Consider the following 16,967-nt stretch of genomic DNA (forward strand, 5'->3'; position numbering starts at 1 on the left):
AAAGCTGCTTTCTTTGCTTACTTTCTTTGCAGCAGCAAAGAAAGTGAGTCCCGCCCCGGACAGGGGCAGAGCCAATAGACCGAAAAGAAAACAAGTTCCATCGAAGCCCAGGCGCATCAAACGGTTGAAACCCCAACCCAACCCAACCCCACCCCCCAAGCGCCAGCAAAAAATCACACTGCTACGCCGGCATCTCCGACCAGCTTCTCAAGCATCCAGATCAGAGCAAAGTCGATCACGACGATAAAGACGGCAAACGAAAAAACCGTAGGATCGAGCGAAGAAACCGTGCGGCTATAAAGCCAGACCGGCAAGGTCATCGTATCGATGTTGTAAAGAAAGAACGTCACCGTAAACTCGTTGAACGAGACGATGAAGGCGAACAGCATTCCCGCAAGAATGCCCGGCCGCATCAACGGCAGGATCACATCCACGAGCGAGCGTAGCGGCGATGCCCCCATGACGGTAGCCGCCTCCTCGAACTCCGGCCCGATCGAAGCAACGGACGCCGCGCAATTCTTCACCGTGAACGGAAGCGCAAGAATCACATGCGCGATGATGAGCCGCACGACGCCCAACTCCACCGGCAGCGCATTGAACACGAGCAGCAGCGAAAGCCCGAGCATCACCATCGGATACACGAGCGGCAACGCAACGAGTTGCTCGACAAACGCCTTCCCGCGAAACTCGTAGCGATTCAAGGCATAAGCCGCCGGTACCGACACGGCGGTCGCAATCAACATCGTCGATACGGCGACGATCATGCTCGTCTTCATCGCCTCGCCAATCGAGAGCACGTCGCTCGCGTCCGGCGACACGAAGTTGTGCCAGGCCGCGCGATACCACTGCAAGCCGAAATGCTGAGGCGGAAATTCGAGCGTGCCCGACGCGCCGAACGACATCACGATCATCGTGATGATCGGCGCCGCAGTCAGCACGAGGACGATCGTCGCGAGCACGCTCGTCACGCGGCCAAGCTCGCCCGGCAAGCGCCGCGTAAAACCGATTGTGCTCATCTCCTCGCTCCCAGCATGCCGTGCACACGCTTCGTCAATGTCTTCGATAACGCCATCACCGCGAGCGCGGCCGCCATCAGCGCAACCCCCGATGCCGACGCCGCCGGCCAGTTCAGCAACGGCGCGACCTGATCGTGCACAAGCAGCGCGAGCATTGGCACACGCCTTCCCCCGAGCAGCAAAGGCACCGCAAAGGCGCTGACGTTGTACGCAAACACGAGCAGCGCGCCCGCGACAAAACCTGGCATCGCAAGCGGCAACGTCACGTCGCGCAAAATCTGGAGGCGCGTGGCGCCGAGCGTCGCGGCGGCTTCCTCGTGCGAGCGCGAAATCGCGCGCAACGCGCTGGACAACGGCAGCACTGCAAGCGGGAACGCAGTCTGGATCAGCCCAAGCAACACGCCCTGCTCGCGATACAGCCACAGCACCGGCCGATGAATCAGCCCCGTGGCAAGCATCATCCGGTTCAGCAAGCCCGCAGGCCCGAGGATCACGAGCCAGCCGTACCCTTGCAGCAGCAGGTTGACGAGCAGCGGCAGCAGCACGCCCGCGAGCAAGAGTCGCCGCGCGAAGCGCGACTGCACGCGCGCCATCGCCAGCGCGACGGGAATCGCGAGCAGTACGGCGAACACCGTACTCTCGGCGGCGAGGCGCAACGTGAGCAGCATCGAGCGCACGAAATACGGCTCGGCCAGCGCAACATAGTTCGCGAGCGTGAAGCCGTGCCATTCGTCGCCCCGCGCGCCGAAGCTCATCCGCACGACGACGAGCGCCGCCGCAAGCAGCACCGCAAGGAAAAAAAGGATCGGCGCGAGCAGCAGCCACGCGCGCACGCTCCCGCCGCCGATCACCGCGGGCCGAACGAGCGGATCGTCGTCGGGCGGCGCGGCGTGCTCCGTGTCGAGCGCGGTCATCGGGTTCACGCCGAGAAGATCTCGGTGTAGCGCTTGATCCACTGATCGTGCACGGCGGCGAGCGCCTTGTCGTCGTGGAGGATCGCCTTGTCCGCGATTAGCTTCGGACTCGGCACGAGCGCGAGACTCTGCTGCGGAATCACGGCCTTCGAATTGACCGGGCCGTTCAACACGTCGGCGGCCATCTTGCCTTGCACGCCTGCGTCGAGCGAATGATTGATGAACGCGTGGATCAGGTCGATGTCGCCCGGATGCGCCTTCGGAATCACCGTGAACATCAGTTGCGCGGCAAAGCCTTCCTTCATGCCGTAGGTCACGCCCATCTTGTACTCAGGCTTCCTGATCGCATCGGGGAAAAAGGCCGGCGAATAGATCCCGCCGATATCGAGCGACCCCGTGCGGAACAGGTCCGCGACCTGATTCGGATTCTCGCCGAGCGTCATCACACGGTCCTTCAGTTGCGCCAGCTTCTTGAAGCCCGGTTCGATGTTCTGCTGCGAGCCGCCATCGAGGCGCGCCGCGATTATCGCCATGTCGACGGCTTCCACCCATTCCGGCGGCGGCAGGAAAATGCGGCCGGCGTACTTCGGGTCCCACATCGTTTCGTAGGTCGTCGGCGCCTGCTTGAACGTCGTCGTGCTGTAGATCAGGCCATCAGTCCACAACAGATACCCGACGCCGAAGCCGTTCGCGCCCGATCGATACGACGCGGGCACGTCCTTCAGGTTCGGCAGCTTGTCAGGATCGGGCTTGGTCAGAAGGCCCGCGTCCGCGAGGCCCGACGCGCCGACGCCCGCGAGCGTGATCACGTCGTATTGCGGCTTGTCGCCCGCGGCCTTCAGTTTCGCGACCATGCCCGACGTGCCGTCCGCGCGGTCGGCGATGACCTTCGCGCCCGTCTTCGCCGTGAACGTCGCGGCGATGTTCTTCAGCGCGGCGAGACCGGTGTCGTCGGACCAGGTCAAAAGGCGCAGTGTCTTGCCCGAGAAGTTCTGGGTTTGCTGCGCGCGCGCCGCGATGAACGGCGCGGGCAGCACCGATGCGGCGAGTCCCGCGCCGATGGTCTTGAGCGCGTCTCTTCTGCCACGTTTGATCGATTGCACGTCAGTCTCCTTGAGCGATGCCGCCGCAAGAATGGTCGGCGCGCACGAGCAAGGTAGGTTTGCCAAAATACGCCCGCAAGCGAAATATCGTCATGGTTGCCATGCGTGGGATGCATGGCTGCGGGCTTTGACTGAAGGGAATGCTTCAGGTGTCGGAAGCGGCTTCTTCTTCGGGCGCATCAAGCCCGAGCACCGTCACGCCGACATCCACGCGATGCGACCCGCCGCCGAGAATCAGCCCTCTCAGCAGCGACACATCGCTGTAATCGCGGCCGATCGCGAGCGTGATGTGATCGAGGTCCGCGAGGACGTCGTTGGTCGGGTCGAGGTCGATCCAGCCGCTGCCCGGGCAGAACACCGACACCCAAGCGTGCGACGCATCCGCGCCGATCAGCTTGACCTGCCCCGGCGGCGGATCGTTGCGCAGATAGCCGCTCACATACCGCGCCGGCAGGCCGATCGCCCGCATGCAGCCAATCATCACCTGCGCGAAATCCTGGCACACGCCGCTCTTCAGTTCAAACGCCTGATGCGCGGGCGTATCGTATGAAGTAGACATCGGCCGGTATGCGAAATCCGCATGGATGCGGTGCATCAGGTCGATGGCGCCCTCGGCGAGCGGACGCCCTTCCGCAAAACTTTCGCGCCCGTAATCCTGCAAGTCCTGCCTGAGCCCGATATTCGGCGACGCGAAGCAGAACTCCGTCTCCGGCAGGAACGGCGCGCCCGCGCTGAAGCGCGTGCTCGCCGCGATGGTTTCCCATGCGGGCGTCGCGGCGGGATCGAGCGAGGCCCAGCGCGGCGTGAGTTCCACCGTTGTCTCGCTCAGCATCTGCAGCGAGCGATGCGGCGACTCCAGCGAAAAGTACAGCACGTCGTTGCCGAACGCATCGACGCGGCTGTTGATGTACGACGGCTCCGGCTCGATGCTCTCCTCGTGCGCGATCACGCGCTGCCACGCGGTGTTCTGCGGGCGGATCGTCGCGAGGTGCTGCGCGGTTTCGACGAAGGTCGAGTAGCGGTAAGTGGTCCGGTGCGACACCGACAGGATGGATTTCTCGATCGTCACGACGACACCTGCAGCGATTGCGTCTTCGCGTGGCTGAAAAAGCGCGCGCTGATTTCGTGGGCGGCGGCGCTCGCGTTGTCCTCGAGTTCGTCGCAGGTGGAGATGAGCTCGGCGTAGGTGCCCTCGGCATCGGTCGTGCAGAGCGTTTCGAGATCCGGCAGCGATGTCGCGAGACGCGTCGCCTGGCTGAAATCGCTGTGCGTGCCGCGGCCCGCGGCCTGCGAAATCTCCACGAGCTTCGCGCACAGCCGACGGTAAACGCCGTAAAGGCCGCGCGGATTCGTCGGCTCGACCACCAGCAGGTCGATCAGCGGCGGCACTTCGAAGCGCCCCGGATAGAGCGACCGATACGTCAGCGTGCTGTCGAAGAGTTGCAGCAGGAGATCGAAGGCGGCGGGCGTCGAAATCTGTCCGTGCTTCGCCGCCGTGCGCAGGTAGGTCGCCATCGTCGCGACCCGTTCGATGTGGCGCCCGGCGAACACGAGCCGCCACGCTTCGTCCCGCGTCATGCGATCGCCCTGCGCGCCGCTGATCGCGAGCAGTTGCGCCGCGAGCGTTTCGAGCGTGCGCGTGAGCATCACGCGGTCGTAGCGCTCGACGCCGCGCGGCGGTTTCAGTGCCTCGATGGCATCGCGGAAATCGTTGCGCGCCGTGAGGATCGTGCGCCAGTGGTCGGTCGAAAGGCGTCCGCGAATCTCGCCGCTCGCGCGCGCCTGGCTCGCAAGGTTCTGCCCGATGCTCGCCGCCGCGCTGCCCTCGCCGAGATTCGCGACGAGCAGCCGCTCCAGCGACGCCGCCGTGTGCCCGCTCTTCGGCGCGCCCGGGGGCAGAAGGCCCGACTGCCACGCAAGATCGACCATCGTGTCGAGCATGCCTTCGGCGTCGTTGCTTTCCAGCGACGAGAGAATCACGCGCACGAGCCGCACGTTGTTCTCCGCGCGCTCGCCGTAGCGGCCGGCCCAGAAGAGGTTCTCGGCGGCGCGGCTCGATACCGTCCGATGCTTGCGCACGAGATCGTCGGGCGTCATCGGCGTGGGGAGCAGCGAGAAGGTGGAGCTCGGATGGCTCGACAGCACCCACGTATCGACGCTGCTGCTGCCGTACTGCATCGATACCGACGGCTGGCGTTCGGCCCCCAGGCGCGTGAAGCCGCCCGGCATCACCGACCAGCCGCCGCCCATGTCGGCGATCGCGTAGACGCGCAGCACGCACGAGCGTCCCGCGATCGTGCTCTCTTCGTAGCGCGGCGCGTGCGAGCCGGGGAATAGTTCCTGAATCGTGAACGCGTCGGGCATCGATTCGATGCGCTTTTTCCAGGCCTCCAGCGGCTGAAGTCCGTCGCCGAAACCGCGCGGGCTGTGGCCGTCCAGTTCGACGCCGGGCCACGTCGGAATCACGAACGCCTCGTCGAGCGATTCCAGCGCCGACTCGCGCGCGGCCTCTTCGCCGCACCACCACGTCGGCACGCTCGCGAGTTCGAGCCGCTCGTTCAGCAGTAAATGCGAGATCGCGGGCAAAAAGCCATGCAACGCGGGCGATTCGACGAACCCCGAACCGGGCACGTTCGACACCATCACATTGCCCGCGCGCATCACCTGCAACAGGCCCGGCACGCCGATGCTCGAATCGGCGCGCAGTTCGACGGGGTCGCAGAAGGCGTCGTCGAGACGGCGGACCAGCACGTGCACGCGCTCCAGCCCCGCGAACGTCTTGAGAAACAGCTTGTCGTCGCGCACCGTGAGGTCCTTCCCCTCGACGAGCGTCACGCCGAGATAGCGCGCGAGAAACGCGTGCTCGAAGAAGGTTTCGCTGAACGGGCCGGGCGTGAGGAGCGCGATGTGCGGCGAGCCTTCCTCGCCCGCCATCGTCGCGCGGCCGCCTTCCACGAGCGATGCAATCAGCCGCGAATAGAACGGCGCGAGCCGCTGCACGCGCATCGAGCGGAACGGATCGGCGAACGTGCCCGCGACGATCAGCCGGTTTTCAAGTGCATAGCCGAGCCCCGACGGCGCCGCGGTCTTGTGCGCCATGATGACCCACGCGCCGCTCGGCTCGCGCGCGAGATCCACCGCGACGAGTTGCAGATACTGCCCGCCCGGCGGCGTGAAGCCCTTCACTGAGCGCAGATAGCCGGGATGCCCGAACACGAGCGCCGGCGGCAAAAAGCCTTCGTGCAGCAGGCGCTGCGGGCCGTACACGTCCTTGACGATCGCGTTCAACAGTGTCGCGCGCTGCTTTATAGCGCGCTCGAGCACCGACCACTCGCCCTCGTCGATGATGAACGGCAGCAGGTCGAGCGCCCACGGACGCGGCTCGCCGTTATCCGCGTAGACGTTGTAGCTGATGTCGTTGTCGCGCACCTGCTGCGCCACCGACTCGACCGCGTGATCCAGCCCGGCGATGCCTTCGTCGCCGAGCAGGTCAAAGAAGCGCCGCCAGATGTCGCGCAACTGGCCCGACTCGTCACGCAGTTCGTCCCAGTGCCCTTCCCTCACCGGAAGCGCACGCAATGGCGACGACACCTTCGCGCGGTCCGCGACTTCTTCGAAAGGGAGTGAAGTTTGAACGGCCAAGTTTGACTTTTTTGGTTTAGGGAGTCGCCGCCGCTGCCGTCGCAGTGAAAAGATCACCGGCGGCGGCGCAGGTCGAGCGTGAACGGAAACTCCAGACTGCGTTGGGCGGTGCCCACTTCCATGCGTCCCGGCGTGTGCCCGGTCTTGAAGAAACGCGCGCGCCGGCGGCTCTCCGCCTCATAGGCGTTGACCGGAAAGGTCGCGTAGTTGCGCCCGCCCGGATGCGATACATGATACCGGCATCCACCGATCGAGCGGCTGTTCCAGGTATCGACGACATCGAAGGTGAGCGGCGCATCCACGCCGATCGACGGATGCAGCGCCGAGGACTGCTCCCACGCCCGAAAGCGCACGCCCGCGACGTGTTCGCTCGCGCGGCCGGTGGGCTGCATCGGTAGCGGCACGCCGTTGACGGTTACGACATAGCGGTTGTCGTTCAGGCCGAGCACGTGCACTTCGAGCCGTTCCACCGACGAATCCACGTAACGCACCGTGCCGCCGACCGAGCCTTCCTCGCCCATCACGTGCCACGGTTCGAGCGCGTTACGCACGGTCAATTCGATGCCGCTCGTCTGGATCGCGCCGACGAGCGGGAAGCGGAACTCGAAGTGCGGCGCGAACCACGCGGCATCGAAAGCGTAACCCGCTTCGTTGAGTTCGGCGATGACGTCGTCGAAATCCATCCTGATGAACGTGCCGAGCAGGAAACGGTCGTGCAGTTCCGTGCCCCAGCGCGTGAGACGCGTCGTGTACGGCTTGTCCCAGAAGCGCGCGACGAGCGTGCGCAGCAGCAGTTGCTGCACGAGACTCATGCGCGCGTGCGGCGGCATTTCGAAGCCACGTAGTTCCAGCAAGCCCAGGCGGCCGGTCGGGCCGTCGGGCGAATAGAGCTTGTCGATGCAGAACTCGGCGCGGTGCGTATTGCCGGTCACGTCGATCAGCAGGTTGCGCAGTGTGCGATCGATCAGCCACGGCGGAATCCGCGCGCTTTCGCGGCCGCCCAGGCGATCGAGCTGGCGTTGCAGTTCGTGGAACGCGAGTTCGAGTTCGTAGAGCTGGTCGTTGCGCGCCTCGTCGACGCGTGGCGCCTGGCTCGTCGGCCCGAGGAAGAGCCCGGAGAACAGGTACGACAGCGACGGATGATTGATGAAGTAGCCGATCAGGCTCGCGAGCAGGTCCGGGCGCCTCAGGAACGGGCTGTCGGACGGGGTCGCGCCGCCGAGCACGAAGTGATTGCCGCCGCCGGTGCCGGTGTGGCGGCCGTCCGTCATGAACTTCTCGGTGCTCAGATACGTCTCGTGCGCCGACTGATACAGGTACTCGGTATGGTCGACGAGCTGGTCCCAGTTCGACGCCGGGTGGATGTTCACCTCGATCACGCCCGGGTCCGGCGTCACCTGCAGCATCTTCAGGCGCACGTCGCGCGGCGGCGGGTAGCCTTCGATGATCACCTTCATGTTGAGGTCGGCCGAAGTCGCTTCGACGGCGGCGAGCAGGTCGAGGTAATCGTCGAGTTCGGTGAGCGGCGGCATGAAGACGTGCAAGAGGCTCTTGCCGCTGCCGAACGCTTCGGCTTCGACTTTCGGTCCCGCCGCGCGCGCGGGGTCGCGCGTTTCGATGCAGAGCGCCGTGCGTCGAATCCATGACGCGGATTCACCTCTTGAAGGCGAGCGCGATGCTTGCGCGGACGTGGCCGGTCCCGCTGCTCCTGCGGCTGCTCCCGCTGCGCCGACGGCACCGTCGCCCGTGCCGACGCCGCTTCCCGCCTCGCCGCCTTCCGCCAGCGTCCCGCCGCCATACTGCATGCGCAGTTCCGCCGCCGATCGCAGCGGCACCGGCGGCGCGAACGGATCGTGCGCGTGCTGGTACGGATAATCGCCCTTGCTCACCCACGGCAGCGATTCGAGCGGTAGCCGGTAACCCATCGGCGAATCGCCGGGAATCAGGTACATGCGGTCGTCGCGGAAGAACCACGGGCCGCTCACCCAGCGCGGCGACTGCATCGGCAGGTCGCGCTCGCGCGTGATCGGCAGCACGTAGCCCGTCACCTTCGACAACCCCGCATCGAACACGCGCCGCAGACGCACGCGTTCCAGTTCGTCGTCGAGTTCGGATTCGAACGGATCGACGTTCACCGGCAGGCGACGCTCGCGCCACAGGTAGTAAAACGTGTCTTCGTAGCCCGGCTGGATGTGCTTCGTATCGAGTGCGAGCTTCTGTGTCAGATGCGTGATGAAGCGCTCGGCGTCCGCGGGCGTGTAGTTGCCGGGCTCGCGTTCATCGGCGAATAGCGACGGGTTCGACCAGATCGGCTCGCCGTCCGCGCGCCAGTAGAGCGACATCGCCCAGCGCGGCAGTTGCTCGCCCGGGTACCACTTGCCCTGCCCGATATGCAGGAAGCCGCCCTCGCCGTACCGGGCGCGCAGCTTGTCCATCAAGCCGACCGCGTAGCCGCGCTTGGTCGGCCCGAGCGCGTCGGTGTTCCATTCGGCGGCGTCGCGGTCGCGCACCGCGACGAAGGTCGGCTCGCCGCCCATCGTGAGGCGCACGTCCATTTCGTCCAGACGCTGGTCGACTTTCGCGCCCATCGCCTGCACGGCGGCCCAGACTTCCTCGGTGTACGGCTTCGTCACGCGCGGCGTTTCCAGCACGCGCTCGACCGACATCAGATGCTCGAACTCGACTTCGCTCTCGTCGACGGCGCCCGAGATCGGCGCCGCGCTGCCCGGCTCCGGCGTGCATGCGACCGGAATGTGGCCTTCGCCCGCGAGCAGGCCCGAGGTCGGATCGAAGCCGATCCATCCCGCGCCCGGCAGATACACCTCGCACCACGCGTGGAGATCGGTGAAATCGACCTCGGTGCCGCTCGGACCGTCGAGCGAGCGCTGATCGGGCGTAAGCTGGATCAGGTAGCCCGACACGAAGCGCGCCGCGAGGCCGAGCTGCCGCAGCGTCTCGACGAGCAGCCAGCTCGTGTCGCGGCAGGAGCCGAGCGCCTTCTCGAGTGTTTCTTCGGGCGTCTGCACGCCCGGCTCCATGCGGATAATGTAGGCAACCTCGCGCTGCAGCCGCTGATTCAGTTCGACCAGAAAATTGGTCGTGCCGGCGGGCGTCCTGTCGATGCTGTCGACGAACGCCTTGAAGCGCGGCGTCATCTCACGCTTGACGAGATACGGCGCGAGTTCCTCCGCGACGTGTGGCTCGTACTTGAACGGGAACTCCTCGGCGCTCGGCTCGAGGAAGAAGTCGAACGGGTTGTACACCGCCATCTCGACGACGAGATCGACCGTGATCTTGAACTCGCGCGTCTTCTCAGGGAAGACTAGGCGCGCCTGGTAGTTCGCGAAGGCGTCCTGCTGCCAGTTGATGAAGTGATCGGCCGGCTCGACCCGCATCGAATACGACACGATCGGCGTGCGGCAATGGGGTGCGGGCCGCAGCCGCAGCGTTTGCGGCCCAAGCGCCACGAGGCGGTCATAACGGTAGTGCGTGATGTGGTTCAGCGCGACTCGGATCGACACACCTGGCTCCTCAACGAATTATTGGCAACGACGCCGTTGCAGTTCTGGCGGATTGTACGTCGCAACCTGCGGCGGACAATTTACCGAATGCTAAAAGTCACTGGACGGTTCACCGCGTGCAAAGCGACAAAAAAATCCGCGGCACGCGCCTTGCTGACAGCAGTCAGACCGCCCTCTGTCCTCATCCCACTGTCTACCATGAAAACATTTCACTGCGAACGCTGCCAACAGCACGTCTTCTTCGAAAACGTGAAATGCGAATCCTGCGCCGCGCTGCTCGGCTACGTACCCGAACTCGCCGAGGTCTGCGCGTTCGAGCCGGCTGCCGAACAAGGCGAAGGCGTGCCGCTCTGGGTCAATCTCCATGCGACCGCGAACGGCGCGCTCTATAAGCAATGCAATAACTACGCGTTGGAGAACGTCTGCAACTGGATGATGCCCGCCGATTCTCCGGACGTGCTCTGTCCCGCGTGCAACCTCAATCACACGATCCCCAATCTTTCCGTTCCGGAGAACCGCGTCTACTGGTATCGGCTGGAAACGGCCAAGCGGCGTCTGCTCTACGCACTCGCCGCGCTCGGGCTGCACGTCGAGTCGCGCAAGAGCGATCCCGTCACCGGCTTGCAATTCGAGTTCATGGAAGACGGTGGCGTCGGCGAGAAAGTGCTGACGGGGCATGACAACGGCCTCATCACGATGAACATCGCCGAAGCCGACGACGCCCATCGCGAGAAAACGCGCATGGAGATGGGCGAGCCATACCGCACCTTGCTGGGGCATTTCCGGCATGAAATCGGCCACTACTATTTCGACCGGCTCATCACCGGCACGCAATGGGAGGCGCCGTTTCGCGAGCGCTTCGGCGACGAGCGCGCGGACTACGGCGAGGCGCTCGCGGCGCACTACGAATCGGGACCACCCGCCGACTGGGACATGTCCTACGTGAGCGCGTACGCGACGACGCATCCGTGGGAGGACTGGGCGGAGACGTGGGCGCATTACCTGCACATCGTCGATACGATCGACACGGCGGCCGCATGCGGTCTGGAACTCAAGCCCGACGACGACAACGAGCCGACCCTCACCGACAGCTCGCCGATCGAAAGCGAAACCTTCGACAACCTGATGAAACGCTGGTTTCCGCTGACGTACGCGCTCAACAGCCTCAATCGCAGCCTCGGTCTCGCGGACGCGTATCCGTTTACGCTCGCGCCTGCGGTCATCGACAAATTGCGCTTCGTTCATAAGGTGATCGCGAAGGCGGGCGAAACATCGCATGAGCCGGTGCAAAAGCAGATCAGCGAGCCTGGTGTCGAAGTCACGCAAGCGGACGTTGTCCAGGACGCGCCCGCTCCCGCGGACGCCGCACTGAACCCTGAAGGTGGTACAGCAGTTGCTTGATTGCAAAAGCCGCGAACGGCATCTTTTGTGATTTTCATCCTGCACCAACCTGAAAGGGCACTTCGATGAGACTGCGCGTCGGTTACGAACTGGTTTTCGAGTGTCCGCAGCCAACGCCGATGTTGCTGATGCTCAACACGCATTACTCGCGTGCGCAAGACATGGTCGTGCCGGATCACATCTATACCAATCCGCTCGTACCGCTGCGGCAATACCAGGACCTGTTCGGCAATCTCTGCACGCGGCTGACCGCGCCGCCCGGCGTGCTCACGCTCTCCGCGCACGGTGTCTTCGAAGTCCCGCCGCATCACGAACTGCCCGACCTGAACGGCTATCAGCACAGCATCGAAGAACTGCCCGACGAATGCATGGTCTACCTGCTCGGCAGCCGATACTGCGAGACGGATCTTCTCTCTAACGCCGCGTGGCAGATGTTCGGCCACATGCCGCTCGGACGCGATCGCGTGCAGGCGATCTGCAACTACGTGCACAACCATATTCACTTCGACTACAACTGCGCGCGGCCGACCAAGACCGCCTTCGAGACCTGGAAGGACGGTGTGGGCGTCTGCCGCGACTACGCGCATCTGGCCGTCGCGCTATGCCGCGCGATGAACATTCCGGCGCGCTACTGCACCGGCTACATCAGCGACGTGGGCCTGCCGCCGCCCTACGCGCCGATGGACTTCTGCGCGTGGTTCGAGGCGTATCTCGGCGGCACGTGGCACACGTTCGACCCGCGCAACAACGCGCCGCGTACCGGACGCATCCTGATGGCGCGCGGCCGCGATGCCGCCGATGTCGCGATCAGCAATACGTTCGGTACATCGCTGCTGCGCAGCTTTCTGGTCGTCTGCGAGCCGGATTACTGAGCGGGCCTCTTCCCGGTGCTCATGCCACCGGCGGCGTGGGCTCCAGCTTCTGCTTCTGCGTTTGCCCTTCTTGCGACCGCGATTGCGACTGAGCGCCTTGGTCCGGTGCAAGCGGCACCAGGAAGTCACGGCTGATGCGGCTCGCGAGATCGTTCACACGTGCAAGAAAATCGACGAGATAGGCATGCAGTCCGCTATCCATGATGTCCTGGATGCGGCCGTCGGCGAGTTCCTGACACAGCGCGACCGCGAGCCTCGACGTCTCCGAACTGCGACCGTTCATCACGCGACCGATCAGGTGCTGCACTTCCGCGATACTCGCCGCAAGCGAACGCGGCCAGTCGACGTACAGGATCAGCAGCCCCGCGACGCGCTCCGGCGTAATCACATCGCGATACACCTTGCGGTACACCTCGAAGCCCGACACCGAACGCAGCACCGCCGTCCAGTGGTAGTAATCGAAGGGTTGCGCCGACGTATCCGCGCGCTGCTCCAGCATCTCGAACTTCACGTCGAGAATGCGCGCCGTGTTGTCCGCGCGTTCGATGAACGTGCCGAGGCGCATGAACCAGAACGCATCATCCTTGACGAGCGTGCCGAGTTGCACGCCGCGCGACAGGTGCGAGCGGAACTTGACCCATTCGAGGAACTCGTAGGGATCGCGTTCGAGCACACCGTCGGCGAGCAGGCGCTGCGCATCGAGCCACGTCGTGTTGAGGCTTTCCCACAGCTCGCTGTTGGTCGAACTGCGCACGGCGCGCGCGTTCTCGCGAGCCGCGCGCAGGCAACTCATGATCGACGACGGATTCGACAGGTCGCGCGCCATGAAATCGATGACGTCGCGGTTGCTCATGCCTTGATGCCCGGCGGCATAGTCGCCGGAGAGCTCCGAAATCGACAGCATCGCGCGCCAGCCCAGTTCCGCGTATTCGTCGGATTGGGGCAGCAGCGACAACTGGTAATTCGCGTCGAGCATCCGGGCGGTGTTTTCGGCGCGCTCGGTATAGCGCGCCATCCAGAAAAGATGATCCGCGGTACGGCTCAGCATGGGTGGTCCAGTCCTCTTGTTCGACTCTTTGTTGAATGGTCCGACGTGCTTCTTCCAGCGTTCCAGCGCTGATTCCAACGCTTCAGCGCTCGAGCACCCACGTATCCTTCGTGCCGCCGCCCTGCGACGAATTCACGACGAGCGACCCTTCGCGCAACGCCACGCGCGTGAGACCGCCCGGCACCATGCGCACCTGGTTGCCCGACAGCACGAAGGGCCGCAAGTCGATGTGGCGCGGCGCGATGCCCGCTTCCACGTAGGTCGGACAGGTCGAGAGCGCGAGCGTCGGCTGGGCGATGTACTTCGCCGGATTGGCGACGAGCGCCGCGCGGAACGCCTCGATCTCCGCTTTCGTCGATGCCGGCCCGACGAGCATGCCATAGCCGCCCGCGCCGTGCGTTTCCTTCACGACCAGTTCGTGCAGGTTGTCGAGAACGTGACCGAGATCATCGGCTTTGCGGCACATCCACGTCGGCACGTTGTTGAGGATCGGTTCCTCGCCGAGATAGAAGCGCACCATGTCCGGCACGTAGGGGTAGATCGACTTGTCGTCGGCGATGCCCGTGCCTACCGCGTTGCACAGCGACACGTTGCCCGCGCGATACGCCGCGATCAGGCCCGGCACGCCGAGGGTCGAATCCGCGCGGAAGACGTTCGGGTCGAGGAAGTCGTCGTCCAGGCGCCGGTAAATCACGTCGACCCTCTGCGGACCCTGCGTCGTGCGCATGTAGACGTGATCGTTATCGACGAAGAGGTCCTGCCCTTCGACCAGCTCCACGCCCATCTGCTGCGCAAGGAACGCGTGCTCGAAGTATGCCGAGTTGTACATGCCCGGCGTCAGGACGACGATACCGGGGTTGTCGACTCCATCGGGTGCGGCGGCGCGCAGCGTGTCGAGCAGCAGGTCGGGATAGTGCGCGACCGGCGCCACGCGATTGCGCGCGAAGAGATCCGGGAAGAGCCGCATCATCATCTTGCGGTTCTCAAGCATGTACGAGACACCCGACGGCACGCGCAGGTTGTCCTCGAGCACATAGAACTCGCCCTGCCCCGCCCGCACGATGTCGATGCCCGCGATATGCGCATAGATATCGCGCACGACGTTCACGCCGACCATCTCCGGCCGGTACTGTGCATTGTTCAGGATCTGCTCGGCGGGAATGATGCCCGCGCGAATGATCTCCTGCTCGTGATAGACATCGTGGATGAAGCGGTTGAGCGCGTTCACGCGCTGTCGCAGGCCGCGTTCGAGCGCCGCCCATTCAGCGGCGGGAAAGATGCGCGGGATCACGTCGAAGGGAATCGTGCGTTCTGCATCGACGCCGGGCTCGTCCTTCGCGCCATACACGGCGAACGTGATGCCGACGCGCCGGAAGTTGAGGTCCGCTTCGGCTCGCTTGTTGCGGATCTGCTGCTCGCTTTGCGTCGCGAGCCAGTTCATGAATTCGAGGTAGTGTGTGCGCGGATCGCCCGCACCGCGAAATGCCGCGGGCGGCACACCGGCCGCCTGCAAGTCGGATCGCTCGAACATCTCGTTGAAGAATGCTTGCGTCATAAACCGGTCTTCCATGTGAAGTGCCTGCCGGATCGACTCCGGCCTTCTTGTGCCTGCCTTCAGTACGCGCGCAATCGGTGCACCGGACTGGGGCCGGTGCTTCATGTGCGGCGCGTGCCCAAAGCGCGATGCACATATTCTTCCCCGACAAAAAGAGCGACAACGCGCGATGCACAACGCGTTGCGTCATCCGTCGCCGCGCCCCAGTCGATTTAACTCTTTGGTTAAAGCAACAAGCGCGCCATGTGAGCCGCGCTTGATGGGCGGGTCTTGCATGGCGTGGCGCGTACGGAATTGCGCGGCGATCGGTGGAACGCGTGTAATCAGGCGGACGCACCAGCACGGGGCAAGATTTGCACCCGGCTTCGTTTTATCCTTGGCGTTCGTCAACTTATCGAGGCCGAAGCCACTCATGACCGGCGTTCTCTTCCTGCCTGAATCGTTCGAATTCGATGGCCAGACCGTCCGCTACGGCGTGATCGGGTCAGGCGAGCCGATGGTGTTCGTCCACGGCACGCCGTTTTCGTCGCAAGTGTGGCGACGCATCGCGCCGATCGCGGCACGCACGCGGCGCGTCTTCTATTTCGATCTGCTCGGCTACGGGATGTCGGAGCAGCGCGATGGGCAGGACGTGTCGCTCGGCGTGCAGAACCGGCTGCTTGCCGCGCTGCTCAAGCACTGGCGGATCGACAGGCCCGACATCGTCGCCCACGACTTCGGCGGGGCGACGGCGCTGCGGGCCGCGCTCCTGAACGGCTGCGAATACCGGTCGCTGCTGCTGATCGATCCGGTGGCGGTCGCGCCGTGGGGCTCGCCGTTCGTGCGACACGTGCGCCAGCACGAGGCGGCGTTCGCGGGCGTGCCGGCGTACATCCATCAGGCGATGCTCGACGCGTATCTGCAAGGCGCGGTGCACCGTCCGCTCGATGCCCAGACGCTGCGCATCCATTCGTCGCCGTGGACGGGCGCGACGGGGCAAGCGGCGTTCTATCGGCAGATCGCGCAGATGGACCAGCGCTACACCGACGAAGTCGAGCCGGGGTACGGGACGCTGCGTTGCCCGGTATCGATTCTGTGGGGCGAGGAGGACGGCTGGATTCCGATCGAACGCGGTGAAGCGCTCGCGGCGATGATTCCCGGCGCGCGCTTCACGCGTGTGGCTGGCTCAGGTCATTTGATGCAGGAGGACGCGCCGGAAGCGATCGTCGGGGAGTTGCTTGCCTTCATGCAGTCGGAGGCCTGAACGCGACCCTGGCCCAAATAGTGCATTTCGTAGCCACCTGATAGCGGCGCGCACGTCCAGACGGGCCGCGCGCCCGATAAATGCCCCGGCGCAGTGCGTTCGTCGTCCCAAGCTGGTGCACGACGCTGCTGCGATGCACAAGAACGGCATCCAATGAAGTCAAAAATGCCATCCCCGACCCTGACGAGGATTACGTGAACAATCGCGCGTCCGAACCGAGCCTGGCACGATATGCACTCTGGAATCGCAAGCACAAACGCAACACGTCGAAGTCGAAACGCGTACTCGTCGCCGATGCCGACAAGGCACTCGGCGAGTCGCTCGTGTCGTTGTTTGCGCTGAAGGGATTTGCCTCGCAGTACGTGCTCGACGTAGCGTCGCTACGAACGATCGTTCGAACGTGGCAGCCGCAGGTGATCTTTCTCGACACGCGCATCGGCGCATGCGGCAACTACGCGCTCGTGCGCGAACTGCACGCGATCAACGAGGAACCGGCGAGTCACATCATCGCGATGAGCGGGTTTTTGCCGGAGGAACCGGTTCATCTGCTGAAGGAAGCGGGCTACGACGGACATTGCCGTCGGCCGTGCGCCGTCTGGCAAATGACCGATCTGCTCGACGAAGCCTTCGCGCCGGGGACGCCGCGCTGAGA

12 protein-coding genes are annotated in these 16,967 nt (G+C 64.5%); 4 read left to right on the forward strand and 8 right to left on the reverse strand.

What is annotated here, in order from left to right; genetic code table 11:
* Window positions 1-173: 173 nt before the first annotated feature.
* The 6 genes from AWB67_RS24945 to AWB67_RS24970 all read right to left on the reverse strand — a co-directional run bounded on the left by AWB67_RS24945 (window position 174) and on the right by AWB67_RS24970 (window position 10,196).
* On the reverse strand, window positions 174-1,016 hold the full coding sequence (locus AWB67_RS24945; RefSeq protein ID WP_087658897.1) for an ABC transporter permease: 843 nt from the start codon (window positions 1,014-1,016) through the stop codon (window positions 174-176).
* Window positions 1,013-1,930, reverse strand: coding sequence for an ABC transporter permease (locus AWB67_RS24950; RefSeq protein ID WP_087658898.1), 918 nt, complete (start codon window positions 1,928-1,930; stop codon window positions 1,013-1,015). The genes AWB67_RS24945 and AWB67_RS24950 overlap by 4 nt, the downstream gene beginning before the upstream one ends.
* Window positions 1,931-1,935: 5 nt before the next feature.
* A complete protein-coding gene (locus tag AWB67_RS24955; RefSeq protein WP_087658899.1) occupies window positions 1,936-3,033 on the reverse strand; it encodes an ABC transporter substrate-binding protein in 1,098 nt (365 codons plus the stop codon).
* 145 nt (window positions 3,034-3,178) lie between these two features.
* The gene (locus AWB67_RS24960) at window positions 3,179-4,102 is read right to left on the reverse strand and encodes a transglutaminase family protein (RefSeq protein WP_087658900.1); all 924 of its coding nucleotides are present in this window, start codon (window positions 4,100-4,102) and stop codon (window positions 3,179-3,181) included.
* Window positions 4,099-6,675: a circularly permuted type 2 ATP-grasp protein gene (locus AWB67_RS24965; RefSeq protein ID WP_087658901.1), complete on the reverse strand. Its 2,577-nt coding sequence runs from the start codon at window positions 6,673-6,675 to the stop codon at window positions 4,099-4,101. Before AWB67_RS24965 ends, AWB67_RS24960 begins: the two co-directional genes overlap by 4 nt.
* Before the next feature lie 53 nt (window positions 6,676-6,728).
* Window positions 6,729-10,196 carry a transglutaminase family protein gene (locus tag AWB67_RS24970; RefSeq protein ID WP_087658902.1) on the reverse strand — a complete coding sequence of 1,156 codons (3,468 nt, stop codon included), beginning with the start codon at window positions 10,194-10,196 and terminating at the stop codon, window positions 6,729-6,731.
* 198 nt (window positions 10,197-10,394) lie between these two features.
* Between AWB67_RS24970 and AWB67_RS24975 the strand changes: the two genes are divergently transcribed.
* Together AWB67_RS24975 and AWB67_RS24980 are read left to right on the forward strand one after the other, a co-directional pair.
* The gene (locus AWB67_RS24975) at window positions 10,395-11,597 is read left to right on the forward strand and encodes a zinc-binding metallopeptidase family protein (protein WP_087658903.1); all 1,203 of its coding nucleotides are present in this window, start codon (window positions 10,395-10,397) and stop codon (window positions 11,595-11,597) included.
* A gap of 65 nt (window positions 11,598-11,662) precedes the next feature.
* Entirely contained in the window at window positions 11,663-12,469 is an 807-nt protein-coding gene (locus AWB67_RS24980; protein WP_087658904.1) for a transglutaminase-like domain-containing protein, read from the forward strand.
* Window positions 12,470-12,488: 19 nt separating this feature from the next.
* Here AWB67_RS24980 and AWB67_RS24985 read toward each other — a convergent pair whose 3' ends face one another.
* Complete coding sequence (locus tag AWB67_RS24985; protein WP_087658905.1) at window positions 12,489-13,517, reverse strand: alpha-E domain-containing protein; 1,029 nt, start codon at window positions 13,515-13,517, stop codon at window positions 12,489-12,491.
* 82 nt (window positions 13,518-13,599) lie between these two features.
* The gene (locus tag AWB67_RS24990) at window positions 13,600-15,072 is read right to left on the reverse strand and encodes a circularly permuted type 2 ATP-grasp protein (protein ID WP_087658906.1); all 1,473 of its coding nucleotides are present in this window, start codon (window positions 15,070-15,072) and stop codon (window positions 13,600-13,602) included.
* A 412-nt stretch (window positions 15,073-15,484) separates the two neighbouring features.
* On the opposite strand from AWB67_RS24990, the gene AWB67_RS24995 reads away from it, so the two are divergent.
* Together AWB67_RS24995 and AWB67_RS25000 are read left to right on the forward strand one after the other, a co-directional pair.
* Window positions 15,485-16,315: an alpha/beta fold hydrolase gene (locus AWB67_RS24995; RefSeq protein ID WP_087658907.1), complete on the forward strand. Its 831-nt coding sequence runs from the start codon at window positions 15,485-15,487 to the stop codon at window positions 16,313-16,315.
* 194 nt (window positions 16,316-16,509) lie between these two features.
* Window positions 16,510-16,965: a response regulator gene (locus AWB67_RS25000; protein WP_087658908.1), complete on the forward strand. Its 456-nt coding sequence runs from the start codon at window positions 16,510-16,512 to the stop codon at window positions 16,963-16,965.
* Window positions 16,966-16,967 lie beyond the last annotated feature (2 nt).

It is taken from the genome of Caballeronia terrestris, assembly GCF_001544515.1.
GTDB lineage: Bacteria > Pseudomonadota > Gammaproteobacteria > Burkholderiales > Burkholderiaceae > Caballeronia > Caballeronia terrestris.

Coding starts and splice junctions, on each gene's coding strand:
- AWB67_RS24995 (WP_087658907.1), top strand. CDS start 15,485: ATGACCGGCGTTCTCTTCCTGCCTGAATCGTTCGAATTCGATGGCCAG.
- AWB67_RS24980 (WP_087658904.1), top strand. CDS start 11,663: ATGAGACTGCGCGTCGGTTACGAACTGGTTTTCGAGTGTCCGCAGCCA.
- AWB67_RS24945 (WP_087658897.1), bottom strand. CDS start 1,016: ATGAGCACAATCGGTTTTACGCGGCGCTTGCCGGGCGAGCTTGGCCGC.
- AWB67_RS24990 (WP_087658906.1), bottom strand. CDS start 15,072: ATGACGCAAGCATTCTTCAACGAGATGTTCGAGCGATCCGACTTGCAG.
- AWB67_RS24975 (WP_087658903.1), top strand. CDS start 10,395: ATGAAAACATTTCACTGCGAACGCTGCCAACAGCACGTCTTCTTCGAA.
- AWB67_RS24950 (WP_087658898.1), bottom strand. CDS start 1,930: ATGACCGCGCTCGACACGGAGCACGCCGCGCCGCCCGACGACGATCCG.
- AWB67_RS24985 (WP_087658905.1), bottom strand. CDS start 13,517: ATGCTGAGCCGTACCGCGGATCATCTTTTCTGGATGGCGCGCTATACC.